This window comes from Coprococcus sp. TM115-187, from assembly GCF_027679115.1.
GTDB lineage: Bacteria > Bacillota > Clostridia > Lachnospirales > Lachnospiraceae > Allocoprococcus > Allocoprococcus comes.
On the sequence record NZ_JAQEKS010000011.1, the window covers coordinates 17,599 to 43,367 of the forward strand.

General features: G+C 40.5%; 25 protein-coding genes. 20 read left to right on the top strand and 5 right to left on the bottom strand.

The window, feature by feature from the left end; genetic code table 11:
* Positions 1 to 80: 80 nt before the first annotated feature.
* The 5 genes from PGW42_RS09030 to PGW42_RS09050 are packed head-to-tail and all read left to right on the top strand — an operon-like array spanning position 81 to position 7,050.
* On the top strand, positions 81 to 479 hold the full coding sequence (locus PGW42_RS09030; RefSeq protein ID WP_004843362.1) for a conjugal transfer protein: 399 nt from the start codon (positions 81 to 83) through the stop codon (positions 477 to 479).
* Positions 457 to 2,907 (top strand): ATP-binding protein, encoded by a 2,451-nt coding sequence (locus PGW42_RS09035; RefSeq protein WP_117536941.1) that lies wholly within the window; start codon positions 457 to 459, stop codon positions 2,905 to 2,907. The genes PGW42_RS09030 and PGW42_RS09035 overlap by 23 nt, the downstream gene beginning before the upstream one ends.
* Positions 2,907 to 5,126: a CD3337/EF1877 family mobilome membrane protein gene (locus PGW42_RS09040; RefSeq protein ID WP_117536942.1), complete on the top strand. Its 2,220-nt coding sequence runs from the start codon at positions 2,907 to 2,909 to the stop codon at positions 5,124 to 5,126. The genes PGW42_RS09035 and PGW42_RS09040 overlap by 1 nt, the downstream gene beginning before the upstream one ends.
* On the top strand, positions 5,123 to 6,130 hold the full coding sequence (locus PGW42_RS09045) for a bifunctional lytic transglycosylase/C40 family peptidase (RefSeq protein WP_117536943.1): 1,008 nt from the start codon (positions 5,123 to 5,125) through the stop codon (positions 6,128 to 6,130). Before PGW42_RS09040 ends, PGW42_RS09045 begins: the two co-directional genes overlap by 4 nt.
* 17 nt (positions 6,131 to 6,147) lie before the next feature.
* Complete coding sequence (locus tag PGW42_RS09050) at positions 6,148 to 7,050, top strand: conjugal transfer protein (protein ID WP_117536944.1); 903 nt, start codon at positions 6,148 to 6,150, stop codon at positions 7,048 to 7,050.
* A 55-nt stretch (positions 7,051 to 7,105) separates the two neighbouring features.
* On the opposite strand, the gene PGW42_RS09055 is transcribed toward PGW42_RS09050, so the two are convergent.
* A complete protein-coding gene (locus tag PGW42_RS09055) occupies positions 7,106 to 7,468 on the bottom strand; it encodes a helix-turn-helix domain-containing protein (protein ID WP_114091354.1) in 363 nt (120 codons plus the stop codon).
* A 149-nt stretch (positions 7,469 to 7,617) separates the two neighbouring features.
* Here PGW42_RS09055 and PGW42_RS09060 point away from each other — a divergent pair, with 149 nt between their 5' ends.
* Together PGW42_RS09060 and PGW42_RS09065 are read left to right on the top strand one after the other, a co-directional pair.
* Complete coding sequence (locus PGW42_RS09060) at positions 7,618 to 7,842, top strand: sporulation initiation factor Spo0A C-terminal domain-containing protein (RefSeq protein ID WP_117536945.1); 225 nt, start codon at positions 7,618 to 7,620, stop codon at positions 7,840 to 7,842.
* 19 nt (positions 7,843 to 7,861) lie between these two features.
* On the top strand, positions 7,862 to 8,215 hold the full coding sequence (locus PGW42_RS09065; RefSeq protein ID WP_117536946.1) for a stathmin-1-A: 354 nt from the start codon (positions 7,862 to 7,864) through the stop codon (positions 8,213 to 8,215).
* Positions 8,216 to 8,252: 37 nt separating this feature from the next.
* On the opposite strand, the gene PGW42_RS09070 is transcribed toward PGW42_RS09065, so the two are convergent.
* Genes PGW42_RS09070 through PGW42_RS09085 form a run of 4 tightly spaced genes read right to left on the bottom strand, consistent with a single transcriptional unit; the run spans position 8,253 to position 11,610 of the window.
* Positions 8,253 to 9,131: a sensor histidine kinase gene (locus PGW42_RS09070; protein WP_117536947.1), complete on the bottom strand. Its 879-nt coding sequence runs from the start codon at positions 9,129 to 9,131 to the stop codon at positions 8,253 to 8,255.
* A 26-nt stretch (positions 9,132 to 9,157) separates the two neighbouring features.
* Entirely contained in the window at positions 9,158 to 9,979 is an 822-nt protein-coding gene (locus tag PGW42_RS09075; protein ID WP_117536948.1) for an ABC transporter permease, read from the bottom strand.
* On the bottom strand, positions 9,972 to 10,889 hold the full coding sequence (locus tag PGW42_RS09080; protein ID WP_117536949.1) for an ABC transporter ATP-binding protein: 918 nt from the start codon (positions 10,887 to 10,889) through the stop codon (positions 9,972 to 9,974). The genes PGW42_RS09075 and PGW42_RS09080 overlap by 8 nt, the downstream gene beginning before the upstream one ends.
* Before the next feature lie 55 nt (positions 10,890 to 10,944).
* Positions 10,945 to 11,610 (bottom strand): response regulator transcription factor, encoded by a 666-nt coding sequence (locus PGW42_RS09085; RefSeq protein WP_117536950.1) that lies wholly within the window; start codon positions 11,608 to 11,610, stop codon positions 10,945 to 10,947.
* A 395-nt stretch (positions 11,611 to 12,005) separates the two neighbouring features.
* Between PGW42_RS09085 and PGW42_RS09090 the strand changes: the two genes are divergently transcribed.
* From PGW42_RS09090 to PGW42_RS09150, 13 genes are all read left to right on the top strand, one after another.
* Positions 12,006 to 12,425 (top strand): RNA polymerase sigma factor, encoded by a 420-nt coding sequence (locus tag PGW42_RS09090; protein ID WP_015552791.1) that lies wholly within the window; start codon positions 12,006 to 12,008, stop codon positions 12,423 to 12,425.
* A 1-nt stretch (position 12,426) separates the two neighbouring features.
* Complete coding sequence (locus PGW42_RS09095; RefSeq protein WP_117536951.1) at positions 12,427 to 12,675, top strand: helix-turn-helix domain-containing protein; 249 nt, start codon at positions 12,427 to 12,429, stop codon at positions 12,673 to 12,675.
* 439 nt (positions 12,676 to 13,114) lie between these two features.
* On the top strand, positions 13,115 to 13,309 hold the full coding sequence (locus tag PGW42_RS09100; protein ID WP_004614488.1) for a hypothetical protein: 195 nt from the start codon (positions 13,115 to 13,117) through the stop codon (positions 13,307 to 13,309).
* 104 nt (positions 13,310 to 13,413) lie between these two features.
* Entirely contained in the window at positions 13,414 to 14,634 is a 1,221-nt protein-coding gene (locus PGW42_RS09105) for a tyrosine-type recombinase/integrase (protein WP_117536952.1), read from the top strand.
* 254 nt (positions 14,635 to 14,888) lie between these two features.
* A complete protein-coding gene (locus PGW42_RS09110) occupies positions 14,889 to 15,359 on the top strand; it encodes an Hsp20/alpha crystallin family protein (RefSeq protein WP_008370865.1) in 471 nt (156 codons plus the stop codon).
* 66 nt (positions 15,360 to 15,425) lie between these two features.
* Complete coding sequence (locus PGW42_RS09115) at positions 15,426 to 16,460, top strand: DnaJ C-terminal domain-containing protein (RefSeq protein WP_270203261.1); 1,035 nt, start codon at positions 15,426 to 15,428, stop codon at positions 16,458 to 16,460.
* A 166-nt stretch (positions 16,461 to 16,626) separates the two neighbouring features.
* A complete protein-coding gene (gene clpB, locus PGW42_RS09120; protein ID WP_270203262.1) occupies positions 16,627 to 19,227 on the top strand; it encodes an ATP-dependent chaperone ClpB in 2,601 nt (866 codons plus the stop codon).
* A gap of 130 nt (positions 19,228 to 19,357) precedes the next feature.
* Complete coding sequence (locus tag PGW42_RS09125) at positions 19,358 to 20,197, top strand: tyrosine-type recombinase/integrase (protein WP_055246337.1); 840 nt, start codon at positions 19,358 to 19,360, stop codon at positions 20,195 to 20,197.
* A 234-nt stretch (positions 20,198 to 20,431) separates the two neighbouring features.
* A complete protein-coding gene (locus PGW42_RS09130; protein WP_173826095.1) occupies positions 20,432 to 20,632 on the top strand; it encodes a hypothetical protein in 201 nt (66 codons plus the stop codon).
* A 218-nt stretch (positions 20,633 to 20,850) separates the two neighbouring features.
* A complete protein-coding gene (locus PGW42_RS09135; RefSeq protein ID WP_173692595.1) occupies positions 20,851 to 22,104 on the top strand; it encodes a Y-family DNA polymerase in 1,254 nt (417 codons plus the stop codon).
* 116 nt (positions 22,105 to 22,220) lie between these two features.
* Positions 22,221 to 23,432 (top strand): carboxylate--amine ligase, encoded by a 1,212-nt coding sequence (locus PGW42_RS09140; protein WP_055297612.1) that lies wholly within the window; start codon positions 22,221 to 22,223, stop codon positions 23,430 to 23,432.
* A gap of 25 nt (positions 23,433 to 23,457) precedes the next feature.
* Positions 23,458 to 24,162, top strand: coding sequence for an aspartate/glutamate racemase family protein (locus tag PGW42_RS09145; RefSeq protein ID WP_008370818.1), 705 nt, complete (start codon positions 23,458 to 23,460; stop codon positions 24,160 to 24,162).
* Between the two features lie 33 nt (positions 24,163 to 24,195).
* The gene (locus tag PGW42_RS09150; protein WP_270203263.1) at positions 24,196 to 25,713 is read left to right on the top strand and encodes a Mur ligase family protein; all 1,518 of its coding nucleotides are present in this window, start codon (positions 24,196 to 24,198) and stop codon (positions 25,711 to 25,713) included.
* Positions 25,714 to 25,769 lie beyond the last annotated feature (56 nt).

Sequence of the window (25,769 nt, forward strand, 5' to 3'; positions counted from 1 at the left end):
GCTACTGACAGCGTATTTCTCTTTTAAGGGACAGTCTGAAAATGGCTGTCCTTTTCTATTTTGAAAGGAGCTGAAAGAACTTGAAAAAGATTAAATCTTATACGGGTATCTGGAACGTGGAAAAAGTCTTGTATGCAATCAATGACTTTAACTTGCCTTTTCCCGTTACCTTTACACAGATTACATGGTTTGTGATTACGGAATTTATCATCATTCTGTTTGGGGATATTCCCCCACTTTCCATGATTGAGGGAGCATTTCTCAAATACTTCGGTATTCCCGTTGCTCTCACTTGGTTTATGTCGCAGAAAACCTTTGACGGAAAGAAGCCGTACAGCTTTTTGAAATCACAGATAACCTATGCCCTGCGACCAAAAATCACTTATGCAGGAAAAGCCGTAAAACTGCATAAGCAGACCTTAAATGAAACAATCACGGCAGTAAGGAGTGTGAACTATGTTCCCGATAAAATATATTGACAACAACCTTGTCTGGAACAAGGACAATGAGGTGTTCGCCTACTATGAGCTGATACCGTACAACTATTCTTTCTTATCCGCAGAGCAGAAATTTATCGTGCATGACAGCTTTCGACAGCTCATTGCACAGTCCCGTGAGGGTAAAATTCATGCGTTGCAGATTGCCACAGAAAGCTCAATACGAAGTATGCAGGAGCAGTCAAAGAAACTGGTAACGGGAAAATTAAAGGAAGTTGCCTACCAGAAGATAGACGAACAGACCGAAGCGTTAGTATCTATGATTGGGGACAATCAAGTGGACTACCGCTTTTTTCTTGGCTTTAAGCTCATGGTTACAGAAGAACAGCTCAATCTGAAGAACATGAAAAAATCGGCGTGGCTGACGTTTGCAGAATTTCTCCATGAAGTGAACCACACGCTGATGAATGATTTTGTTTCCATGCCGAATGATGAAATCAACCGTTATATGAAAATGGAAAAGTTACTGGAAAATAAAATCTCCCGTCGCTTTAAGGTGCGTCGCTTGGAAATCCATGATTTTGGGTATCTCATGGAACATCTTTACGGCAGGGACGGTATCGCCTATGAAGATTATGAGTACCAGCTACCAAAGAAGAACTTGCAGAAAGAAACGCTGATAAAATACTACGACCTTATCCGTCCGACAAGATGTGTGATTGAGGAAAGCCAGCGATATTTACGCTTGGAACATGAGGATAAGGAAAGCTATGTGTCCTATTTTACCGTCAATGCGATTGTAGGCGAGCTTGATTTTCCGTCAAGCGAAATTTTCTATTTCCAGCAACAGCAATTCACATTCCCCGTTGATACTTCCATGAATGTAGAAATCGTGGAGAACCGAAAAGCATTAACAACCGTCCGCAACAAGAAAAAGGAATTGAAAGACCTTGACAATCACGCCTATCAAGCTGGAAGTGAAACCAGCTCAAATGTGGTGGACGCTTTAGACAGCGTGGACGAGCTGGAAACAGACTTAGACCAGAGCAAAGAAAGTATGTATAAGTTAAGCTACGTTATTCGGGTGTCTGCACCCGATCTTGACGAGCTGAAACGCCGTTGTGATGAAGTCAAGGACTTTTACGATGACCTCAATGTAAAGCTGGTGCGTCCTGCTGGGGATATGCTGGGGCTTCATTCTGAATTTTTACCAGCCAGCAAGCGATATATCAATGACTATGTGCAGTATGTAAAATCAGATTTTCTAGCAGGGCTTGGTTTTGGTGCGACACAGCAGTTAGGAGAAACTACGGGTATCTATATGGGCTATTCTGTTGATACGGGAAGAAATGTGTACCTGCAACCGTCCCTTGCCAGTCAAGGTGTAAAAGGTACAGTTACCAACGCTTTAGCGTCTGCTTTTGTCGGTTCGCTTGGCGGTGGGAAATCGTTCTGTAACAATCTTCTGGTGTATTATGCGGTGCTGTTTGGCGGTCAAGCACTTCTGTTAGACCCTAAAAGTGAGCGTGGCAACTGGAAAGAAACGCTCCCAGAAATCGCCCATGAAATCAATATCGTAAATCTAACCAGCGACAAGGACAATGCAGGACTTCTTGACCCGTTTGTGATAATGAAAAATGTCAAAGACGCTGAAAGTCTGGCAATCGACATCTTGACATTCCTTACGGGTATTTCCTCTAGGGACGGCGAAAAATTCCCCGTACTTCGTAAGGCGGTTCGCTCTGTTACCCAGAGCGACCGTCGGGGCTTGCTCCATGTGATAGATGAGCTACGCCGTGAAGAAACACCAATAGCAAGAAATATCGCAGACCATATCGACAGCTTCACGGACTACGACTTTGCACATCTGCTGTTTTCGGACGGTACGGTGGAAAATGCTATCAGTCTTGACAACCAGCTCAATATCATTCAAGTAGCCGACCTTGTACTGCCAGATAAGGACACGACTTTTGAGGAATACACGACCATTGAATTATTGTCGGTGTCTATGCTGATTGTGATTAGTACCTTTGCCCTTGATTTTATCCATTCGGACAGAAGTATTTTTAAGATTGTAGACCTTGATGAAGCGTGGGCGTTCTTAAATGTGGCACAAGGCGAAACCTTATCAAATAAGCTGGTGCGTGCTGGACGAGCTATGCAGGCAGGCGTTTATTTCGTTACACAATCCTCTGACGATGTATCAAAGGAAAGTCTGAAAAACAATATCGGCTTGAAATTTGCCTTTCGTTCTACTGACATTAACGAGATAAAACAGACCTTAGAATTTTTCGGTATCGACAAGGACGACGAAAACAACCAGAAACGCTTGCGTGATTTGGAGAACGGACAATGCTTATTGCAGGACTTATACGGGCGTGTCGGTGTAGTACAGATACACCCCGTCTTTGAAGAACTGCTACACGCCTTTGATACCAGACCGCCCGTACAGAGAAATGAGGTGGAGTGATGAAAGAAAGGATAAAAGGTGCGTTCACTAAAAAGAAGATACTACACTTTCTAAAAATAGCTCTGTTCGTGGTGGCACTCTCCCTTATCCTGCTTTCACTTTTGGGGACGGTGGCTCATGCGACGGGACTTGTGGACGATACCATAAACGCAGAAAATCTTTACTCAAAATATCCGTTGTCGAATTATCAGCTTGATTTTTATGTGGATAATAGCTGGTCGTGGTTGCCGTGGAACTGGCTGGACGGGATTGGAAAATCGGTACAGTATGGGCTTTATTGCATTACCAACTTTGTCTGGACTATCAGTTTATATTTGAGTAATGCAACGGGCTATGTGGTGCAGGAAGCCTACAAACTTGATTTTATTAACGATATGGCAGACAGTATCGGAAAAAGCATACAGACCTTAGCAGGCGTAACGCAGAACGGTTTTTCCAGCTCTGGCTTTTATGTTGGTTTCCTGCTTCTCATTATCTTAGTGGTGGGACTTTATGTTGCCTATACGGGACTTATCAAACGGGAAACCAGCAAGGCACTTCATGCCGTTATCAACTTTGTTGTGGTGTTCGTGCTGTCGGCTTCTTTTATTGCCTATGCTCCCGATTACATCAAGAAGATAAATGAGTTTTCATCAGACATCAGTACCGCTTCTTTGGACTTGGGAACAAAAATCATGCTCCCCAACTCTGACAGCGAGGGCAAGGACAGCGTGGACTTGATACGGGACAGCTTATTTTCTATTCAAGTGGAACAGCCGTGGCTACTCTTACAATTCGGGAACAGCAACGCAGAGGAAATCGGAACAGACCGTGTGGTCGCTCTGGTATCGGCAAGCCCAGAGGACGAGGACGGGAAAACCAGAGAAGAAGTCGTGAAAACAGAAATTGAGGACAATGACAACAACAATCTGACGATACCGCAGGTCGTGAACCGTTTAGGCATGGTGTTCTTCCTATTGTTCTTCAATTTAGGGATAACGATATTTGTATTCTTGCTTACGGGCATGATGTTGTTTAGCCAGATACTTTTTATTATCTTTTCAATGTTTTTACCTATCAGTTTTCTTCTTTCTATGATACCCAGTCAAGAAAATCTGGCAAAGCAGGCAATCGTGAGGGTGTTTAATACCATAATGACACGGGCAGGAATAACGCTCATTGTAACGGTGGCGTTCAGCATTTCCAGTATGTTTTATAACATATCCACGGACTATCCTTTCTTTATGGTAGCGTTCTTACAGATAGTGTGTTTCGCTGGTATCTACATGAAGCTGGGCGACTTAATGAGTATGTTCTCTTTGAACGCTAACGACAGTCAAAGCATGGGACGAAGAATTTTCCGCAGACCATATCTGTTTATGCGACATAGGGCTAGAAGAATGGAGCGACGCATGGCTAGAGCTGTTAGTCATGGAAGTATGGTTGGAGCTGGCACAGGTGCGGTTACGGGAGCTATGCTATCGGGTAATGGTTCTTCAAGGAGTAATCCTCAAAAAGATAAACGTACTTTTTCACGAAGCAACACTTCTTCCAGTTTTGGAAATCGTGCTGGTTCTGCTGTCGGTGCTGTCTTAGATACGAAAAATAAAGTAAAAGACAAGGCAAATGCTGTCAAAGAGAATATCAAGGATATGCCGACACAGACCGCTTATGCGGTGTATTCCGCAAAGGAAAAGGCAAAGTCCAGCGTGTCCGACTTTAAGCGTGGCATGGTGCAGGAACAGCAGTCCAGACAGACGGGACGTTTGGAAAAGCAGGAACAGCATAAGAAAAATATCGCTGACAAACGTATGGAGCTTCAAAAGGCACAAGAAGCAAAGCAGGTACAGCGAAAGGCTGACGGATCAGCGACAACGGGAGCTACCCGTCCCCATGAGCGACCAGCCACAGCTTCAACCATTCCAAAGCCGAGTGCGGAAAAAATGCAGGAAGTCAAACGCCCTGCCACAGCGACCACTTCAAAAGCAAGCGAGCCAGTCAAGACAAGCGTTATCAAAGAGCGTCCGCTATCTTCTGGTGCTTCTGATAGAAAAGCAACCCAGCTTACACAGCAAGTACATAGGCAGAATGTAGAAAAAGTAGTATTGCAGGAAACACGCCAGAATTACACCAAAGACCGCAGGAAAAAGGTTCAGCAGACCCATAGCGTCCAGAAGAACCAACAGACCATAGAGAAAAGCCGTAATCTTGTAACGAAGAAAGGACAGAAGAAAAAATGAAACTGAAACATATCGCTATCATTGGCAGTCTGTTTCCTATCCTCTTTTCTCTGGTGCTTTTCTTTGGTGTCCTCATTAGTGCGGACAGCGACGATGAGAACAGCAATTTTTCTTCTGGCATTACGGGTATGAACCTATCCGCAGAAGTCTTGAAACATCAGCCTATGGTGGAAAAGTACGCCAGAGAAAACGGTATCTCCGAGTATGTCAATGTGCTACTTGCTATCATTCAAGTAGAAAGTGGCGGTACGGCAGAAGATGTTATGCAGAGTTCGGAAAGTCTGGGTTTACCGCCCAACTCTTTAGATACGGAAAGCTCAATCAAGCAGGGATGTAAGTATTTTGCGTCCCTGCTTTCTTCCTGCAAAAATCAAGGTATCGACGACTTGAATGTAGCAATACAGTCTTATAACTATGGCGGTGGCTATGTGGGATATGTGGCAGGAAAAGGAAAAAAACACACTTTTAATCTTGCAGAGAGCTTCGCCCGTGAGAAATCGGGTGGAAAGAAAGTAACCTACACCAACCCGATAGCCGTTGCTAAGAACGGGGGCTGGCGGTATGGCTATGGAAATATGTTCTATGTGGAAGTAGTCAATCAGTATTTAGCAGTTCCGCAGGTATCGGGAGAACTGGCACAAAAGGTAATGAATGAAGCGTTGAAATATCAAGGCTGGAAGTATGTGTATGGTGGCAGTAACCCGAATACTTCCTTTGATTGTTCGGGGCTGACGCAATGGTGCTATGGAAAAGCTGGTGTTTCCTTACCGAGAACAGCACAAGCACAGTATGACGCCACCCAACATCTTCCACTCTCGCAGGCAAAGGCTGGGGACTTGGTATTTTTCCATTCTACCTATAACGCTGGAAGTTATGTAACACACGTCGGTATTCTTGTTTCGCCGACGCAGATGTACCACGCAGGAAATCCGATAGGATATGCAGACCTAAATAATAGTTACTGGCAACAGCACTTAATCGGTGCAGGACGAGTAAAACAATAGAAAGTGAGGATAACATTATGTTTAAGAAGAATAAGAAACAGACAGAAAATGTCAAAGAAAAAAAGGTGCGTACTGTCAAGGTAGGCACACATCAGAAAACCGTGATTGCGTTGTGGGTGGTGCTTCTCGCAAGCGTGAGCTTTGGGGTATATAAAAATTTTACCGCTATCGACCAGCACACCACCCATGAAAAAGAAATCATTGAACTTCGCTTGCAGGACACCAACGGGATAGAAAATTTCGTGAAGAACTTTGCGAAGTCCTATTACACATGGAATAACAGCAAAGAAGCGATTGAAGCAAGAACGCAGGCAATCAACGGTTATCTGACAAAGGAATTGCAGGACTTGAATGTTGATACAATCAGAACCGACATACCGACCAGCTCCACAGTTACAGATGTGATTGTATGGCATATCGAGCAATCGGGAACGGACACTTTTTCTGCTACCTACGAAGTAGATCAGCAGATAAAAGAGGGAGAACAGACAAGCAATGTCAAGGCAACCTATACCGTAAAAGTCCATGTGGACGCTGACGGGGATATGGTAATCGTTCAGAACCCTACCCTTGCACCAGCAATCGAAAAATCAGACTATGAGCCTAAGACACCAGAAGCAGACGCAAGCGTGGACGCTGATACCGTAAACGACGCTACCGCATTTCTGGAAACATTCTTTAAGCTGTACCCAACAGCCACAGAAAAAGAGCTTGCCTACTATGTAGCTGGAAATGTGATTGAACCTATCGGCAGGGACTACCTTTATTCTGAATTGGTAAACCCTATCTTTACAAAGGACGGGGACAATGTGAAAGTCAAGGTTGCTGTGAAATTCCTTGATAATCAGACAAAGGCAACGCAGGTATCGCAGTATGAGCTTGTGTTACAAAAAGATAGTAACTGGAAGATTGTAGGATAAATGATATAAAAAGACCGTAGCCTGTAATACACATTTATGTGCCTTACAGCTACGGTTATTTTTGAAATTGATTGCGTATATCCTTGTCTTTACGAAACGCTATTTTAGCGGACTTCATTAAATCTACTAAGAAACGTACTTCGTATTCATCACAGTCTGAAAAAATATCTTTTGCTTCTTTTTCAAAAATGATTTTAGAAGCAATCACATTATCGCATAAAAGAGTATCGACTGATACAGAAAGTGCATTGGCAATCGCAATCAAGGTTGGTAAACTGACTTTTGTTTTTCCTGTTTCTACATTACTCATGTGAGCTGGTGTAATGTCTATAAGGTCGGCAACGGTTTCTTGTGTTACGCCCTTTTTAATTCTTGCAATTTTAATACGCTGTCCGATTGCTTTGTAATCAACTTCCACAGTTTCCTCTCCTTTCCTGCTTTTTTATATTGTAACCATTCACAGAGTGTAATATAATACTCTGTGTAAATGAACAATTCTTTCAGTATATATCCAGGCTAAAAAGTTTAAAATATGGAAGAATATAAATGCAAAGGGGGTATGTCTATATGTTAAGATTTCGTAAAAAGGATAGCAAAGAGCTTATAAAAAGAATGGCTAAAACAAATGGCTGTTCGGTATCTGAAATTCGCAGAGAAATGCAGTATGCTATTGATGAAGCTAGAAATAGTAATGACCCAAACAAGCAAGCGGAATTTCAACGTTTATTTGGAAATAAGATACCCAGTCCAGAAGAATTTATTTGTGTAGTTAGCAAGAATTTAAAATTTTAGTAAATACGGAGCGTGAACAATGAAAAAAGCAGAAACGCAGGAACAGGAATTTTTGGAAGTTTGTTCTTCTTACGACTATGACCTTTTAACTGGAAAGAGAGAAATGACATTAAAAGACTATGAACGAATTACTTATTTAGTGGGTTCTCTTGGATATAGTCAATATCTTCAAATCCTTATTGGAAAATATATGGACTTAGCACAAGCTGACGAAGAACGAGAAGAAAGAGAACATGAAATATATTTAGAATACCCAGAGTATTATGAGGACGAGGGAATTTTGGAAGAAGAAGAAAAATGGCTGGAAGAATTTTTAAATCAACTTCCAGAGAAGAAAAGAGAATATTTTGAAAAACTTATAAAAGAGAGTTAAAGCTACTAAAAAAAGTTACTGTATTCAGATGTTCTGATCACAGTAACTTTTTATCATTATACAAGGGAAAACAAATGCTAATAGACAAAATATTTTTTTCGTAACTTACATTTTCAATTTTACCGTCAATCTTTTTCAGCAATTCCTTTACAATATACAAGCCCAGACCAGAACTTCCTTTGGTGCGTGATTTATCAACAGTATAAAACTTGTTAAATAATAAGTTTACATCAATATCATCAAGGGATTTTGTTGAATTTTTAATTGTGAACACTCCTTTTTGATTGATAGAAACTTCAATGTAATTATCTGAATAACGAAGTGCATTTACAATTAAATTTTCAATAATTCGTTTACAGATAAGGTTATTTCCATATATCCATACAGGAGTATTTTCTGTTTGAATGGTTGGTTGGATTTCTCCAAATTCATAATACTTTTCAATTAAGCAATCTGTAACAATTCTATTTATGTCAACACGCTCACATTCAACATCAACTTGCTCATTTTCTATCACAGATAAATCATAAAACTCTTGTACTAAATCCGTGAGATAATCTGTTTTTGCCTTAATGATTTTAATGTATTGTCCTTGTTCCTGTTTATCTTCACATTCTTGCAGAAGTGTTAAATAGCCTTGTATAGATGTCAAAGGTGTTCTTAAATCGTGGCTTATATTAGATATAGACTGTTTTAACTGTTCTTCTTCCTGCTTAATTTGAACCTGTAATTTTTTATGTAGATTATCTTTTTGATTGATTGCATAAGCTAATTCTTCAATGTCCCTATTTGATAAAGATACTCGTATTTTCCGTTGTTGCTTTATTTGCTTATTTATGTTGCGAATTGTTCTGATAATAGAGAATAAGGAAAATGCTAATATGAAGATAAAGCAAATCAATAAGAAATATAACATATTCGCATTTCCCCTTTCTGTTATGATTAGCGTATTTCTTGCTTTCTTAGTATAAATGCTGAAACAAGAAATGTAATAATTACAGTTCCCACGAAATAAATCAAAATATTGATTTCTAAATTATTTATCATATTATAAGAACAGGTATTCATCCAGTAATACATAGGATTTATTTTTAAGTATGTTAGAACTCTCCATGATTGAGTTGACATATTATCCCATGTCATCATATAGATAAGCGGTCCGCTAAATGTAAACAATGACATAGCACCTACAACGATTGCCGTATGTTTGAATATTACACATAACATAAGTGTAATTCCGATAAACGCTCCCATAATCATACAATTTAGTCCTGCAATTTTCAGCATTGGAAACAGTTGTATTGGAATATTAAATTTCGCACATTCTATTATAAATGCAATCATAATAAATGAAAAGTATAGAAATATACTGGTAATCGAAATCACAATATATTTCGCAACAAAAAACTTAATTCGGCTTTGTCCGCTTGCGATTGCAATTTTAATTGTTGAATCCGTATATTCTCTTGAAAAGAAAATAACAGAAAATATAAGAACAATCAGCCAGAAAAATACAGTATAAGATGTGGCTGTCCTTATTATTTCTTCAATCAATGGGTGTGCTGTATCGCTATAAGCACGAGCAAGAAATCCAACAGTTTCTCCTATTTTCCATGTTTCGTCTAAACTTGAACTTGATGCCACAAATTGTTGCTGACCGCCTATGGAGAAAATTCCAAAGACTGCTAAAATCAAAGCAAAGGTTAAGTACAATGCCTTTGTATGAAATAACTTATAAAATTCTGCTCTTATTTGATTAAACATTTTTTCGTCCCCCTATTAGATTTTCAAAGTATGTTTCCAAATTTTCTCCTTGCACAGAAATTTCATCAATAATAACTCCATTACTGGATAGTAATTTAGAAATCATTCTTACATTATCTAAGCACTCGTATATCCGAATAGAATTATCGGGGTAAACGGAGTAATTGTTAATATTTCCCTTTTGCTCTAATAAAAGAGTGGTTTTTTGGATATTATCAGTCCTTAAACAAATATGGCGTTTACATTCTTCGTTCAATTCTTCGGCAGAAATTTGTTTCAAAAGTTCTCCTTTATGAAGAAATCCGTAACAGGTAGCAAGCTGATGTAATTCACTTAATATATGGCTGGATATTAAAATCGTTACCTCTCGTTCTTTTACTAATTTTTTAAGAAGTTCTCTTAATTCAATAATTCCCGTTGGATCAAGTCCGTTGACGGGTTCGTCCAAAATCAAAAATTCTGGCTCACCTAATAATGCAACACCTAAAGCAAGCCTTTGTTTCATTCCTAAAGAAAAGTTTGCCACTCTTTTTTTGCCAGCATTGGATAAACCTATCAACTCTAAAGTATCGGCAATACACTCTTTGTTTGGAATACCACGCTGTATTCTTTGCACCTCTAAATTTTGTGAAGCTGTCATATCCTTGTATAATGCAGGCATTTCAATCGTGCAACCGATTTTTGTCCTTTCATATTGCAGATTATCTGTATGTCCAAACAGGATTATTTCTCCCTCACTCTTAAAATTAAGTCCCGTTAATAATCGGATTAGAGTTGTTTTTCCTGCCCCATTTTCGCCTACAAGACCGTAGATTTCTCCTTTTGGAATAGTTAAGTTCACATTCTTTAAAGCATAGAAATCTTTATATTTTTTGCTTAGATTTTTTGTTTCGCATATAAATTTTGTCATTCTAAACACTCCTTTCTATGCCACTATATCTGATAAGTCTAAAGAAAATCTAAAGTCATTTAATTTTATAACCGATTCCCCAAATGGTTTGTATATAATCTTCATTTGTAATTGCCTTGATTTTTTTACGAATATGACTAATATGGGTATTTATCGTATCATCATCATAAGCATAAGTTTCATTCCAAATGGATTCATATAAATTTTGCTTTGAAAAAATTTTTTGCGGATATTGCAATAATAGTCTTAAAATCTTTAACTCGGTTGATGTAAAAGATACTAATACCTCTTTGATATAAACTAGAGAGTTATTGATTTCGATATCTCTATATGTCAAAGTATCATTTTGGCAGGACGTATTTGAAGTCCTTTTCAAATTTGCCTTAATACGAGCAAGAAGCTCATGCAGGTCAAAAGGCTTAGTCATATAATCATCAGCACCTAATTTTAATAAATCTATTTTTGTCTGTACCATTGTTTTTGCGGAAACAACAATGACAGGAGCATTTGTAAATTTACGCAATCGCTGCAATACATCATTTCCATTTAACTTCGGTAACATAATATCAAGTATTATTAAATCTGGAACAAGCGATTTACATAATTCTATTCCCTCTGCACCATTCAAGGCATAATGAACGATATATTTATTATTTTCTAAGAATTTTGCAATCATATTGCAAATGTCTATATCATCTTCAATAATAGCAATTTTATTCATGTGATTTCATCTCCTTTAATTAGATATTGTACCATAAGGTTTTTATGCTATCCACATGAAACAAAGAAGTCTATGGTACATTTAGAAATTATTTAGAAATATACTTTATGATTTTGGAAAATAATTTTGATGTGTAAATTAGGGAGTATGTTTCATGGAATGTTTTAAAGAAATTTATCGGCTATAAATGGAAAAAGCAATCAATAAAATCGTTAATTAGATATATAAATTCATTTGCTCGTGCAAACAGTCTGTTTTGTGCGGGCTTTTTTCATTCTGGAAAAATTTTGGCTTTTTTGAGTTCTCAACTTAACAAATCACACCTGCCGTTCCCTATATGGTGTGGAAAGAGGGATAACCACTTTTCACGTCGTAACGGAAAGGGGGTGAGATTGATGAAACCGTCTGACTTCCAGAAAACAGTTCAATGCCGTTTTGAAAGTTGTTTGAAGAAAGTTGTCCGACATGTTGTTAAGGACTATCAGAAGAAATTAAAACGACGACAAAAGGAAGAAACACTCTTTTGTGAACTTCCAGAAATCGTTGTAGAAAATCTGGCTGTCTGGGACGACTATGATACGGACTATACGATTTTCAACGTATGCGGTAATGATATTCGTGTCTATGATGATGAATTGGCAGAAGCCTTGAAACAGTTGTCCGAGCGTAACCGTGAAACTTTGCTGATGTATTACTTCTTGGAAATGAACAACGAAGAAATTGCAAAAAAGCAGAATATTTCCAGAAGCGGTGTATTCCAAAATCGACATAATTCATTGGCACTTATGAAAAAATTACTAAAGGAGAAACAGTAAAATGAAGCAAACATTTAAGAAGCCGTCCTACTATTTGCTTTCACAAGCAATGGGCGGGGACGAAAAAGCGATTGAAAAGATACTGGCATTTTATGACCCGTACATATCAAAGTGCTGTCTGCGTCCACTCTATGATGAATACGGCAATGTTTATATTGTTGTAGATATGGAGTTAAAGGGACTTATCAGAGAAGCACTTATTAAAATGATTTTAGGGTTTGATATTGCCTTAGAAATCGAAGAAGAATAACAAGCAGTAACCGCAGAGCATGATTTGTTCAATCCCCCTCTTTCCTGCTCTGCACCTGCTTTTACATGAAAGCAACACGCTTTCGCCACAGCTCTTTGACAACTGAATAAAGCAGACAGATACGTTTGTGAGATAGCGAGCCACGGGGACTGTACGCCACGACCTTTTCAAAAGAAAGCGAGCGACCCACGCAGTGATCCGAGAGCGACTGTTGGAAAAGTCGTTTTGCCACGACCTATCCTCACAGAATAATGATACGTCCGCATGGTGCGGTTCTGCCCACAAGAATGGGAATAGTTGAGATACTAACGGAGCTTTCCAAAGCCGTCTGCCTGCTTCTGTAACTTATAAATAGACACACAATAAAGGGGGTGTTACATTATGTTAAAGACTGATGTGTTAAATGATGTGATGTTCCAGCGAGGTAAGGTGTTGGAATATGAATAAAACGAAAATAAGAGCAACGGAACAACCGATTGCTGTTGATATAGAGGGACTGTCTGCTATGTTATCTTGTGGTCGTGCTACTGCAAGAAAGATTGGCGAGCAGGCAGGAGCAAAAATTGTGATAGGTCGCAGGGTTCTTTATTCCATAGAAAAAGTCAAGAAATACTTGCTATATTTGGAAGAATAGAACGATTTTCTATTTATGTTCTCTGGCGTGTGTAGTATAATAAGAAAGGACAAAGCACGCTGTGAGAACAAGAAAAGAGGCTTTTTCAGAAAGGAATGGTTCTCATGGCAATTAGTAGAAAAGACCCAAAAGGAAGAAAATTAAGAGAGGGCGAAAACTGGCGTAATGATGGAAGATACAGTTATCGTTATACAGATGTAAGAACAGGCAAGAGATTGACAGTCTATGCACAAGATTTACCAGAGCTTCGAGAAAAAGAGAAGCAGATTGCAAAAGATATGGAAGATAATATATTGACAGACGGAGCAATCAAAAAAATGACGCTTAACACGTTGTTTGAGCGTTATATGGCAACTCGTGAGCTGGCTGATACTACAAGAGTTAGTTATGTTCGTGCTTGGGAAAACAGAGTAAAAGACGAGATTGGAAATATTAAAGTTGTTCAACTTTTACCCTCACATATTAAAGCGTATTATGCGAAACTTTCCAAAGCTGGATATGCTTATTCTACAATCAAGTATATTCACAACCTGCTTTATCCTGCATTAGAAATGGCTGTTGATGATGATATTATCCGAAAGAACCCTGCAAAAAGTTCCATTAGCGATTATGGAAAACCAGCAGAGGAAAAAGAAGCCTTAACTGTTTCTCAACAAGAAAAGTTTATGGAGTTTGTAAAACAGAGCAATGTCTATAACACATATTATCCCATGTTTACCATAATGATTGGTACGGGGTTAAGGTGTGGGGAGCTTATTGGTCTTACATGGAAAGATATAAACATCAAGGCAAAAACGGTTAATGTAGACCACCAGCTCATTTATAAGAATTTAGGCGACGGTTGCAAGTTCCATATCTCAACACCAAAAACGGAGTCGGGTATTCGTATTATACCTATGACACAAGAAGTTGCAAAAGCCTTTGAGGAACAAAGGAAAATCAATTTTATGCTTGCAAAGGATAAGAGCATTGAGGTGGACGGGTATTCAGGGTTTGTCTTTACAGCGAAATCGGGCAGACCGCTTATGCCGAATGGCGTAAATAGTGTTTTATATAACATTGTAGACGCATATAACAAAACCGAAGTAGAGAGAGCAAAAAAAGAGCATAGGAAAGCAGAACTGTTACCGAAGTTTTCAGCTCATGTAATGCGTCACACAGCTTGTACCAGAATGGCAGAGTGCCGTATGGACGTAAAAGTTCTTCAATATATTATGGGACACGCCCATATAGATGTAACAATGGAAGTGTATAACCATATTGGAGAGCTGACAAGGATTGAAAATGAGATTGCAAGGCTGGATAATATGGTGTTAAATGCTTGACACCCTAAAAAGAAAAATTGGTGTCAAATTGGTGTCAAAACAGAAAAAATCACAATTTCAAAAGAAATAAGATACTGCAAACCATTGATTTTAAAGGGTTTGCAAAAAAATAACAAAAATATTAGCACTCAATGCTTGACAGTGCTAATAATGCGTGCTATAGTACAGATAGAACAAAGGAAGGGGAACGAAAAGAAAGGTTCGCCAGAAAGTGTTCCGAACGTATTATGAGTGTTTGAAAGGAGACAGGACTTATGTTAATGCCTAGTATTTTTAATAATAATTTATTTGATGATGATTGGTTTGGATTTCCGTTTTACGGATATGCAGATAAAGCAGAGAACAGAGCAGAAAAGAAGCTCTATGGACATCATGCGAATAATCTGATGAAGACAGATATCAAGGAAATGAAAGATGGATATGAACTTGAGATTGATCTTCCAGGGTTCAAGAAAGATGAAGTTACTGCAGAATTGAAAGATGGTTATCTGACAGTCAGTGCGGCGAAAGGTCTTGATCAGGATGAACAGGAGAAAGAAACCGGCAGGTATATCCGCCGTGAACGTTACGCAGGAGCATGTCAGAGAAGTTACTATGTTGGTGAAGATATCACAGAAGAAGATATCAAAGCAGAATTTAAACATGGTATTCTGAAACTCTTTGTTCCGAAAAAAGAAGCAAAACCAGCGGTAGAAGAGAAGAAATATATCACAATTGAAGGTTAATATAGAAGATAAATTTCCCCCGGAGAGCAATCTCCGGGGTGTTTTACAGGCAGGAGGTGACAGAACATGGCAGCAAAGCGGGATTACTACGAGGTGCTCGGAGTAGCAAAGAATGCAGATGAGAAGACAATCAAAAAAGCTTACCGGAAGATGGCAAAGAAGTATCATCCGGATACCAATGCCGGAAATCCGGATGCAGAAAAGAAATTCAAAGAAGTAACAGAAGCCTATTCAGTACTGAGTGATCCGGAAAAGAAGAAGATGTATGACCAGTTTGGACACGCCGCATTTGACCAGTCTGCAGGAGGCAGCTATCAGGGCAGTGGATTTGGAAATGGTTTCCAGGGATTCAAAAGTGGTCCTGGAGGATATCAGGAGTATCATTTTACAGGAAATGCAGATGATATTTTCGGAGATATGTTTAAAGATATCTTCCATGGAAGCAGCAGTAAAAGCACAGATGGTTTCGGAGGTCATGGCTTTCACAGAAGCAGTTTCTATGACGATGGATCCGGATTTGGTGGCTTCGGAGGATTTGGCGGTCACGGGTCAGCAGGCTTTGATCAGAAAGGACAGGATCTGAATGCCAGTGTATCTGTTACATTTGATGAGGCAGCATTTGGATGTGATAAAAGAATTACTCTGCAGGATCAGAGCGGAAAGGCGCAGACACTTGAGGTGCATATTCCGGCAGGAATTGACAGTGGAAAGAGTATAAGACTTCGTGGAAAAGGGATGCCTGGAACCGGAAAAGGCGGTGTAGGAGATCTGCTTCTGAAAGTAACTGTTCAGCCAAAAGCCGGATATGAACGAAAAGGTATGGATGTTTATACAACGGTCAGCATTCCTTATACAACGGCTGTGTTTGGTGGAGAAGCAAGGGTGCATACCCTGTATGGTGATGTGATGTGCAAGATTAAAGAAGGAACACAGTCAGGAAGCAGGATTCGTTTAAGAGGAAAAGGAATCGTTTCCATGAAGGATGCAAATGTCCATGGTGATCAGTATGTAACGGTACAAATTCAGGTTCCGAGACATTTAAATGCAGAAGCAAGACAGAAACTGATGGAATATAAGAAAGCCGCTGCCGGAGGAAGATAAAGGATCCGGGGCGTTTCATATAGATGGGACTCAGAAAATGAGTTCGATGATTTGACAGGGAAGTAAAAATTTGTATAGATTTAGCACTCGACTCTTGACAGTGCTAACAACAAGTGCTATAGTTCGAGTAGAACAAAGATAGCAAGGCAAAGGAGGGACTCATGTTATGAATATCAATAAATTTACACAAAGTTCTATGGCAGCAGTACAGAACCTTGAAAAGATTGCGGCAGATTATGGCAACCAGGAAATTGAACAGGAACATCTTCTGTATTCTTTGCTTACAATAGATGACAGCCTGATTCTCAAGCTGATTGAGAAGATGGGCATTACAAAAGAGACGATGATGAATCGTGTGGAAGAGCTTTTACGGAAGCGTCCGAAGGTACAGGGCGGTCAGATGTATATTGGTCAGAATCTGAATAATGTGCTGATCCATGGTGAGGATGAGGCAAAGCAGATGGGTGATGAATATGTATCGGTTGAGCATCTGTTCCTCGCACTTCTGAAATATGCGAACCGTGAGATCAAAGGTATGATGAAGGAACTTGGAATCACAAGGGAAAGCTTCCTTCAGGTACTTTCTTCGGTAAGAGGTAATCAGCGAGTAACCAGTGATAATCCGGAAGCTACTTATGATACCTTGAACAAATACGGGGAAGATCTGGTAGAAAAAGCCATGGAGCAGAAGCTGGATCCGGTCATCGGACGTGATGCAGAGATCCGGAATGTGATCCGTATCCTGTCACGTAAGACAAAGAACAACCCGGTTCTGATCGGTGAACCTGGTGTAGGTAAGACAGCAGCAGTAGAAGGTCTGGCACAGCGTATCGTGCGTGGTGATGTACCGGAAGCTTTGAAAGATAAAAAAGTATTTGCACTGGATATGGGAGCACTGGTTGCAGGTGCCAAGTATCGTGGTGAATTTGAAGAGCGTCTGAAAGCAGTTCTGGAAGAAGTCAAGAACAGTGATGGAAACATCATCCTGTTTATCGATGAGCTGCATACCATTGTAGGTGCCGGAAAGTCAGACGGTGCAATGGACGCCGGAAATATGTTAAAACCAATGCTTGCCCGTGGTGAGCTGCATTGTATTGGTGCGACAACTCTGGATGAGTATCGCCAGTATATCGAAAAGGATGCCGCTCTGGAACGTCGTTTCCAGCCGGTTATGGTGGATGAGCCTTCAGTTGAGGATGCCATTTCTATCCTTCGTGGATTGAAAGAGCGTTATGAAGTATTCCATGGTGTCAAGATCACAGACAGCGCACTGGTTGCGGCGGTTACTCTGAGTAACCGTTATATTTCAGACCGTTTCCTTCCGGATAAGGCAATCGACCTGGTTGATGAAGCATGTGCATCCATTAAGACAGAGCTGGATTCTATGCCGACAGAGCTGGATGAACTGAACCGTAAGATCATGCAGCTGGAGATTGAAGAAGCCGCTTTGAAGAAAGAGGATGACCGACTGAGCAAGGAAAGACTGCAGAAACTGCAGGAAGAACTTGCCGAAGAACGGGAAAAATTCGCAAAGCAGAAAGCACAGTGGGATAACGAAAAACATTCTGTTGAACATGTACAGAAGATCCGTGAGCAGATTGAACAGCTGAACCGTGAAATCGAAGCAGCTCAGAGGAGTTATGATCTGAACAAGGCAGCAGAGCTTCAGTACGGACGTCTTCCACAGTTGCAGAAACAGCTGGAAGAAGAGGAAGCAAAGGTAAAAGATGAAGATCTGTCACTGGTTCATGAAAGTGTTACCGATGATGAGATTGCCAAGATTATTTCCCGCTGGACTGGTATTCCGGTTGCAAAATTAAACGAAAGCGAGAGAAGCAAGACACTGCACCTTGCAGATGAACTTCACAAACGTGTCATCGGACAGGACGAAGGCGTTACGAAAGTAACCGATGCAATCATCCGTTCCAAAGCAGGAATCAAAGATCCGACTAAGCCGATTGGTTCCTTCCTCTTTCTTGGACCTACAGGTGTAGGTAAAACAGAGCTTGCAAAAGCACTTGCCGAGAATCTGTTTGATGATGAGAACAATATGGTGCGTATCGATATGAGTGAGTACATGGAGAAATATTCTGTGTCCCGTCTGATCGGAGCGCCTCCGGGATATGTCGGATATGATGAGGGCGGTCAGCTTACGGAAGCCGTTCGCAGAAAACCGTATTCCGTAGTGCTTTTCGATGAAGTAGAAAAAGCACATCCGGATGTATTTAACGTACTTCTGCAGGTACTGGATGACGGACGTATCACGGACTCGCAGGGACGTACCGTTGATTTCAAGAATACGATCCTGATCATGACATCGAACATCGGATCTTCTTATCTGCTGGATGGTATTGATGAAAATGGCGATATCAAACCAGAGGCAGAGGAGATGGTCATGAATGATCTGAGAGCACATTTCAGACCGGAATTTCTGAACCGTCTGGATGAGACGATTATGTTCCGTCCGCTGACGAAAGATAATGTCTACTCTATCATCAGCCTGCTTGTCAATGATATCAATAAACGGCTTGCAGATAAAGAACTGAGGATCGAGCTTACCGAAGCAGCCAAACAGCTTGTAGTGGAAGGCGGATATGATCCGACCTATGGTGCAAGACCATTGAAGAGATATCTTCAGAAGAATGTTGAAACCGAGGCAGCTAAACTGATCCTGGAAGGAAATGTTGGCAGCGGAGATACGATCCTGATCGATAATGTGGATGGAAAACTTACAGCAAGGATCAAGCAGCACTTAAGAGAAGTATAAGATAAGGAAAATAAATGGATATGAGCAGTAGGACAATGAAAAAAGGTTTTGTCCTACTGCTTTTTCGGTTAATAAAATTTCAGATCTGTGAAATAATGTGAGTAAAGAGAAAAAACTAGGAGGACACATTATGAGCGGAATGAAATTTGAAAAAGAAATCTTTATGAAGTATTTGATCGAGCGGGAAGCATCGGAGGCAACAAAGAAGAAATATATGACAGATGTAACGACTTTTTATTCCTATGCAGCAGAAGCGGAAGAAATAGATAAGGAACTTCTGCTTGCTTACCGGGAGTGGCTGATGCAGCATTATGCAGTAAGCAGTGTAAATTCGATGCTTGTGGCACTGAATCAGTATTTACTTGCCGTTGGGCTTGGAAAATGGAAGCTCCGCAGAGTCCGTGTACAGGGCTGTAATTCAAAGATGATGGAAAGAGAACTGCAGAAATCCGATTATATCAAACTGGTGCGGAAAGCAAAAGAGCAGGGAAAGGAACAGCTTGTAATGATTATGGAGACGCTTGCAGGGACAGGAATCCGGATCAGTGAGCTAAGATATTTTTCAGTTGATAGTGTTCAAAGAGGGATCGTGAAGGTGTGGAATAAAGGAAAATACAGACCGGTTATTTTAACGGATCAGTTGAGAAAAAGACTGTTGTATTATATAAGAAAAAACAAAATTCAAAAGGGAAATGTGTTTATAACGAGATCGGGTCATGAAAAAGACCGGTCGAATATATGGAGAGAATTAAAACAGCTTGCAGTAAGTGCGGGGGTGGAAACCGAAAAAGTATTTCCGCATAATTTCAGACATATGTTTGCAAGAATTTTTTACAGGGTTACTGGAAATCTGTTGCAGCTTGCGGATATTCTGGGACACAGCAGTATCGAGGTGACAAGAATTTATGCTTCGGATGGAATTATGGAATGGAAAAAGAGCATGGAAATGTTAGAGATGCTTGTAGAATGACGACATAATGTTAATTATGTTGTAGTTTTCAATATAGGTATTTTGACTCGAAAATATGAAAATAAAAAGGAAAAAATAAATGTTTTACATAATTAAAGTGAAAGGACTGTTTTGTATTTTTGTGACGTTTTTTAATGTTGACAGTCTTTGTAATACAGACTAGAATATAGTTGGACTGAGTTTGGACGATTTATATTACAACATAATTAACATTATGTAGAAAAGAGGGAACATATGGAAAGAGATATATTTGATGATATGATAAAGAGAGTGGACTGTTCATATGTATCCGATCTGAGATACAACAAAAAAATAGTAGAATCCAAGCTGAAAACGATGGATTTAAGTTTATATAATGAGAAGCAGCTGGAAGAATTTGCACAATATGTATTTAACTGTGGATGGAGTGAAATCGGCGGTAAGCTTGATAAATAAAAGATAAAATAATGAAAATGGATGCGGGATATGATAAAATGAATATCATATTCCGTATTTTTTGTGTATACGATGAGCCAAGTGCAGATTTGTGCTTGCACAAGGATCTGCATTTGTCGAATGTACATCACCTGGCTGTTAAGCGAGATGGTGTACAAAGTATACAAATCGAGCAGGAGTCAGCCTGCTCGATTATTTACAGAGAGGAGACAGCAGGAATGTCACACATCATTTTCCATATAGATGTCAATTCAGCCTACCTTAGTTGGACGGCAGTAGAACAACTGAAAAATGGTGCCGATGTGGATATCCGCACGATCCCCGCGATCATCGGCGGTGATAGAGAATCACGCCATGGGATCGTATTGGCGAAATCTCCGTCGGCAAAGAAATTCGGCATCCGGACGGGAGAGCCGGTGGTAAATGCGTTCCGCAAGTGTCCGAATCTTCACATGGATCCGCCAAATCACAGGATGTACAGGGAGTATAGCCGGAGACTGATGGATTTCCTGAAAACTTATACACCGGAAATCGAGCAGGTCAGTGTGGACGAGTGCTATATGGATTTTACCGGAATCGCACAGCGCTTTTCTTCGCCGGTGGAGGCTGCGTATGAAATCAAAGCCCGGGTTTATGAAAAGTTTGGGTTTACCGTGAATGTGGGGATTTCGACAAACAAGCTTCTGGCAAAAATGGCATCAGACTTTGAAAAGCCAAACCGTGTCCACACTCTTTTCCCGGAAGAGGTCAAGGAAAAAATGTGGCCGCTTCCGGTGAGTGAGCTTTTTATGGCAGGAAAGTCCAGTGTGGCGATTCTGGAAAAGCTGGAAATCCGGACAATTGGTGAGCTTGCGCAGACAGATCCGAAGCTTCTGGAATTCCATTTGAAAAGTCATGGGAGAACGCTGTGGGAATTTGCAAATGGAATCGGTGACGCGAAGGTGCAATCCGAGGAGACCGCAGCAAAGGGTGTCGGTAATTCCACCACACTTCCAAAAGATGTGGAAAAGGCAGAGGATGCAAAAAAGGTTCTATTTTCTCTGGCAGAAAGTGTGGGAAAGAGACTAAGGAAAGCAGGGCAGAAAGCCAATATGGTTAGTGTGGAAATCCGCTACAGTGATTTTCAGAATGTATCTCACCAGAAGCAGCTTGGCAGAGCATCCGGTGCAGATCAGGTGATCTACGAGGCGGCCTGCAGTCTGTTCGATGAGCTGTGGAACGGTAAGCCAATCAGATTGCTTGGTGTTCGCACAGCGAAGCTTGTGGACGAAGATGAACCGGAGCAGTTAAGCCTGTTTGACCTGCAATTCGAGGTGAAATCTGAGAAGCCGAAGAAGAGCATGGAAAAGCTGAAAAAGCTCAGTGCGGCAATGGGAGAGATCCGCGGAAAGTATGGGGCGGATGCGGTGATACGGGGCAGTGTTCTGGAGCAGAGAGAAAAAGAGAAGAAATATGAAAAGAAACAGTTCTGAAAATTTCCCGGGAAACTTTCAGAGCTGTTTCCATGCCTTGACACCTAAAGAATCCCTGGAGTATAATGAGATGATATGTAGAAATATAAGGGGATAGAAAGGAGCTTCTTTAAACAATGGAATTTAAAGACAGAGAATTTATTCCGGTACTGCTTGGTGGAGATATCAATACTTACAGTGTTGCCCGCGCATTTTATGAGCAGTATCAGGTGAAGACATATATATTTGGAAAGTTTGCAACAGGACCGAGTTACGGAAGTAAGATCATCGAATATCATCCGAATCCGAAGATTGATACGGACGATTATTTTCTTCAGACAGTCAATGGATTTGCAAAAAAGCATAAAGACAAAAAGATTATGCTCATCGGATGTGGTGACAGTTATGTGGCGCTGATCAGTAAGCATAAGGCAGAGCTTGAGAAAAATATTATCGCACCATATATCGATTTTGATCTGATGAACAGTCTGCAGCAGAAAGAGACTTTCTACAAGTTGTGCGAAAAGCATGGGGTAGATTATCCGGGAACGATTATTTACGATCAGTCCATGGGACTGGATTTTGAGATGAATTTCCCGTACCCGGTAATTTTAAAGCCGTCTGACAGTATTTCTTACTGGGAGCATCCGTTTGCAACCCAGAATAAGATCTACACGATCAAGGACAGAAAAGAACTGGAAAAAGTAATTCGGGATATCTATGGGGCAGGTTATACAGATAAACTGATCATCCAGGATATGATTCCGGGAAATGATGAATATATGCGTGTTCTGACTTCTTATTCTGATCGGAATGGAAAAGTTAAAATGATGTGTCTGGGACATGTACTCCTGGAAGAACACACACCACACGGACTTGGAAATCATGCAGTTATCATCACAGAGCCAAACGAAGAGCTGATGATGAAGGTGAAGAATCTGCTGGAAGATTTGCACTATGTAGGATTCTCCAACTTTGATATCAAGTATGACAGGCGTGATGGCAAATACCGTTTCTTCGAGATCAACACCCGCCAGGGACGAAGTAATTATTATGTGACAGGATCTGGATTCAATGTTGCAAAATATGTAGTAGAAGAATATGTTTACGGAAAAGAACTGCCGCTTGAATTTGCAAAAGAAGAACATCTCTGGATGACAGTACCGAAGGCAGTTGCTTTCAAATATATCAAAGAAGAAGCAAACCGTGAGAAGATGAGACGCCTTCTTAAGGAAAAGAAGATGGTCAATCCGGTATTTAAGAGAGGTGATTTTAAACCAAGACGTTATCTTGCTATGGTGAAGAATCATCTCAGACAGTTTGGTAACTTTAAGAAATATTACAGCTAAGAGAAGCTGAAACAGGGAGAATGATATGCTGAAAAAATTAGGTGTTATCGGCGGAATGGGACCGGAGGCGACAAGTTTTTATTATGCAAGAGTGATCGCGAGGACAAAGGCGGAGAGTGATCAGGAGCATATCAACATGATCATTTTAAGTCATGCGACAATGCCGGACAGGACACAGGCAATCCTTACAGGAAATAAGCTTCCGTTTCTGAAAGCAATCACACAGGACGCAAGAGATCTGGAGATGCTGGGAGTGGAAAATATTGCGATTCCGTGCAATACCTCGCACTATTTCCTGGAAGATATCCAGAAATCTACAAGTGTTCCGATCATCAATATGGTAGAGGAGAGTGTCAGATATGTAGTAGAGGCTCATCCAAAAGTGAAGAAGATCGGGATCATGGGAACAGATGGAACGATGCAGGCAAAGACTTACCACCGAGCCTGCGAAAAATTTGGAATCACACCGGTAGTTCCGGGAGAAGCCTGCCAGAAAGATGTGATGTCGCTGATCTATGATGATATCAAAAAAGGAAAGCCGGGAGACAAGAACAAATTTGACCGTGCCTATAATGATCTGAAGGCAAAAGGCTGTGATGCAGTAATTCTTGCATGCACAGAGATTTCGGTATTCAAAGAATATTATCAGGTACCGGCAGACTGCATGGATGCAATGGATGTTCTGGTAAGAGAATCCATCATCAGATCCGGCGCAGAGTACCGGGAATAATACCGGAAAGAATATAAGGGAGATAAATACCAGATGGAAAAATACACATTACAGGAGTACGCAAATCTGTTACAGAACCTGCGTATGATGAAAGAATTTTATTCAAATGGGGAAGAAGAAAAAAACGTAGGATATCTGACCTATGATTCCAGAGAGGTGACGGAAGGGACATTGTTTATTTGCAAAGGTGCGGCATTTAAGGCTGAGTATCTGGATGCAGCGATCGAAAAAGGTGCGATTGCTTATGTCAGCGAAGTAAAATATGAAACGAAAGAAGATGTTCCATATTTTCTGGTAGACGATATCCGTAAGGCGATGCCTCCACTTGCAGAGAAGTTCAATAATGCACCGTGGAAGAAACTGACGATCACCGGAATCGGCGGAACAAAAGGAAAATCCACTTCTGCTTACTATATGAAAGCAATCGTGGATGATTATATGGAAGCAACCGGTGGAAAGGAAAGTGCAGTCCTTTCTTCAATCGATATTTATGACGGAGTGATCAAGAAAGAATCCCATATTACTACGCCGGAGTCGGTAGAATTGCAGGAGCATCTGCGCCATGCCGTAGAAAGTGGTATTACATTTGCTGAGATGGAAGTATCTTCACAGGCGTTAAAATACAATCGTGTCGATAACATGCAGTTTGATGTGGGAATTTTTCTGAATATTTCAGAGGACCATATCAGTCCGATCGAGCATCCGGATTTTGAAGACTATTTTTCGTCTAAACTGAAAATTTTCGGAAAATCACGTTACGGAGTTGTGAACATGGATGCAGATTTTGCAGACCGTATTCTGAAAGAGTCAAAGGTCTGTGAGAAGGTGCTGACGTTCAGTACAAAGAATCCGGAAGCGGATGTTTATGGTTATGAGATCCAGAAAGACGGACATGAAACGGTATTTATGGTAAAGACAGAGCTGTTTGATGAAGAATTCCGTCTGACGATGCCGGGACTTTTCAATGTGGAAAATGCACTGGCTGTCATTGCGGCATCCATTCTTCTTGAAATCCCGAAGGAGTATATGCACAGCGGTCTTTTGAGGGCAAGATCCAGCGGACGTATGGAGCTTTATGGAAGTGCAGATAAGAATCTGATCGCTGTTGTGGATTATGCACACAACAAGCTTAGTTTTGAAAAGCTGTTCTCTTCAATAAAAGATGAATATCCGGATTATAATATCGTATCGATCTTCGGATGCCCCGGAAAGAAAGCATTTATCCGGAGAAGAGACCTTGGAACGGTAGCGGGTCAGTATGCGAAAAAGGTTTATCTGACAGCGGAAGATCCGGGATATGAGCCGGTAGAGCAGATTTCCAAAGAAATCGCACAGTATGTGGAAGCACAAAACTGTCCGTATGCCATGATCGAGGATCGGGGAGAAGCAATCAAAGCAGCGATGGATGAAGCAGAGGAAAAGACTATTTTCCTGATTACCGGAAAAGGAAATGAGACAAGACAGAAATATGGCTGTGAGTATCTGGACTGCAAATCAGATACACAGTATGTTAAAGAATATCTTGCCGAGTATGATAAAAAGCATCAATAGAAACTGAGAGATGGGTGGGTGTTCCTGCAAACGCACAGGATGCGTGAAAACGAAAG

Coding starts and splice junctions, on each gene's coding strand:
- PGW42_RS09095 (WP_117536951.1), top strand. CDS start 12,427: ATGAAGCAAACATTTAAGAAGCCGTCCTACTATTTGCTTTCACAAGCA.
- PGW42_RS09085 (WP_117536950.1), bottom strand. CDS start 11,610: ATGAATAAAATTGCTATTATTGAAGATGATATAGACATTTGCAATATG.
- PGW42_RS09060 (WP_117536945.1), top strand. CDS start 7,618: ATGTTAAGATTTCGTAAAAAGGATAGCAAAGAGCTTATAAAAAGAATG.
- PGW42_RS09065 (WP_117536946.1), top strand. CDS start 7,862: ATGAAAAAAGCAGAAACGCAGGAACAGGAATTTTTGGAAGTTTGTTCT.
- PGW42_RS09050 (WP_117536944.1), top strand. CDS start 6,148: ATGTTTAAGAAGAATAAGAAACAGACAGAAAATGTCAAAGAAAAAAAG.
- PGW42_RS09130 (WP_173826095.1), top strand. CDS start 20,432: ATGGAAAGAGATATATTTGATGATATGATAAAGAGAGTGGACTGTTCA.
- PGW42_RS09040 (WP_117536942.1), top strand. CDS start 2,907: ATGAAAGAAAGGATAAAAGGTGCGTTCACTAAAAAGAAGATACTACAC.
- PGW42_RS09135 (WP_173692595.1), top strand. CDS start 20,851: ATGTCACACATCATTTTCCATATAGATGTCAATTCAGCCTACCTTAGT.
- PGW42_RS09090 (WP_015552791.1), top strand. CDS start 12,006: ATGAAACCGTCTGACTTCCAGAAAACAGTTCAATGCCGTTTTGAAAGT.
- PGW42_RS09145 (WP_008370818.1), top strand. CDS start 23,458: ATGCTGAAAAAATTAGGTGTTATCGGCGGAATGGGACCGGAGGCGACA.
- clpB (WP_270203262.1), top strand. CDS start 16,627: ATGAATATCAATAAATTTACACAAAGTTCTATGGCAGCAGTACAGAAC.
- PGW42_RS09125 (WP_055246337.1), top strand. CDS start 19,358: ATGAGCGGAATGAAATTTGAAAAAGAAATCTTTATGAAGTATTTGATC.
- PGW42_RS09075 (WP_117536948.1), bottom strand. CDS start 9,979: ATGTTTAATCAAATAAGAGCAGAATTTTATAAGTTATTTCATACAAAG.
- PGW42_RS09140 (WP_055297612.1), top strand. CDS start 22,221: ATGGAATTTAAAGACAGAGAATTTATTCCGGTACTGCTTGGTGGAGAT.
- PGW42_RS09150 (WP_270203263.1), top strand. CDS start 24,196: ATGGAAAAATACACATTACAGGAGTACGCAAATCTGTTACAGAACCTG.
- PGW42_RS09045 (WP_117536943.1), top strand. CDS start 5,123: ATGAAACTGAAACATATCGCTATCATTGGCAGTCTGTTTCCTATCCTC.
- PGW42_RS09100 (WP_004614488.1), top strand. CDS start 13,115: ATGAATAAAACGAAAATAAGAGCAACGGAACAACCGATTGCTGTTGAT.
- PGW42_RS09035 (WP_117536941.1), top strand. CDS start 457: ATGTTCCCGATAAAATATATTGACAACAACCTTGTCTGGAACAAGGAC.
- PGW42_RS09115 (WP_270203261.1), top strand. CDS start 15,426: ATGGCAGCAAAGCGGGATTACTACGAGGTGCTCGGAGTAGCAAAGAAT.
- PGW42_RS09110 (WP_008370865.1), top strand. CDS start 14,889: ATGTTAATGCCTAGTATTTTTAATAATAATTTATTTGATGATGATTGG.
- PGW42_RS09080 (WP_117536949.1), bottom strand. CDS start 10,889: ATGACAAAATTTATATGCGAAACAAAAAATCTAAGCAAAAAATATAAA.
- PGW42_RS09070 (WP_117536947.1), bottom strand. CDS start 9,131: ATGTTATATTTCTTATTGATTTGCTTTATCTTCATATTAGCATTTTCC.
- PGW42_RS09105 (WP_117536952.1), top strand. CDS start 13,414: ATGGCAATTAGTAGAAAAGACCCAAAAGGAAGAAAATTAAGAGAGGGC.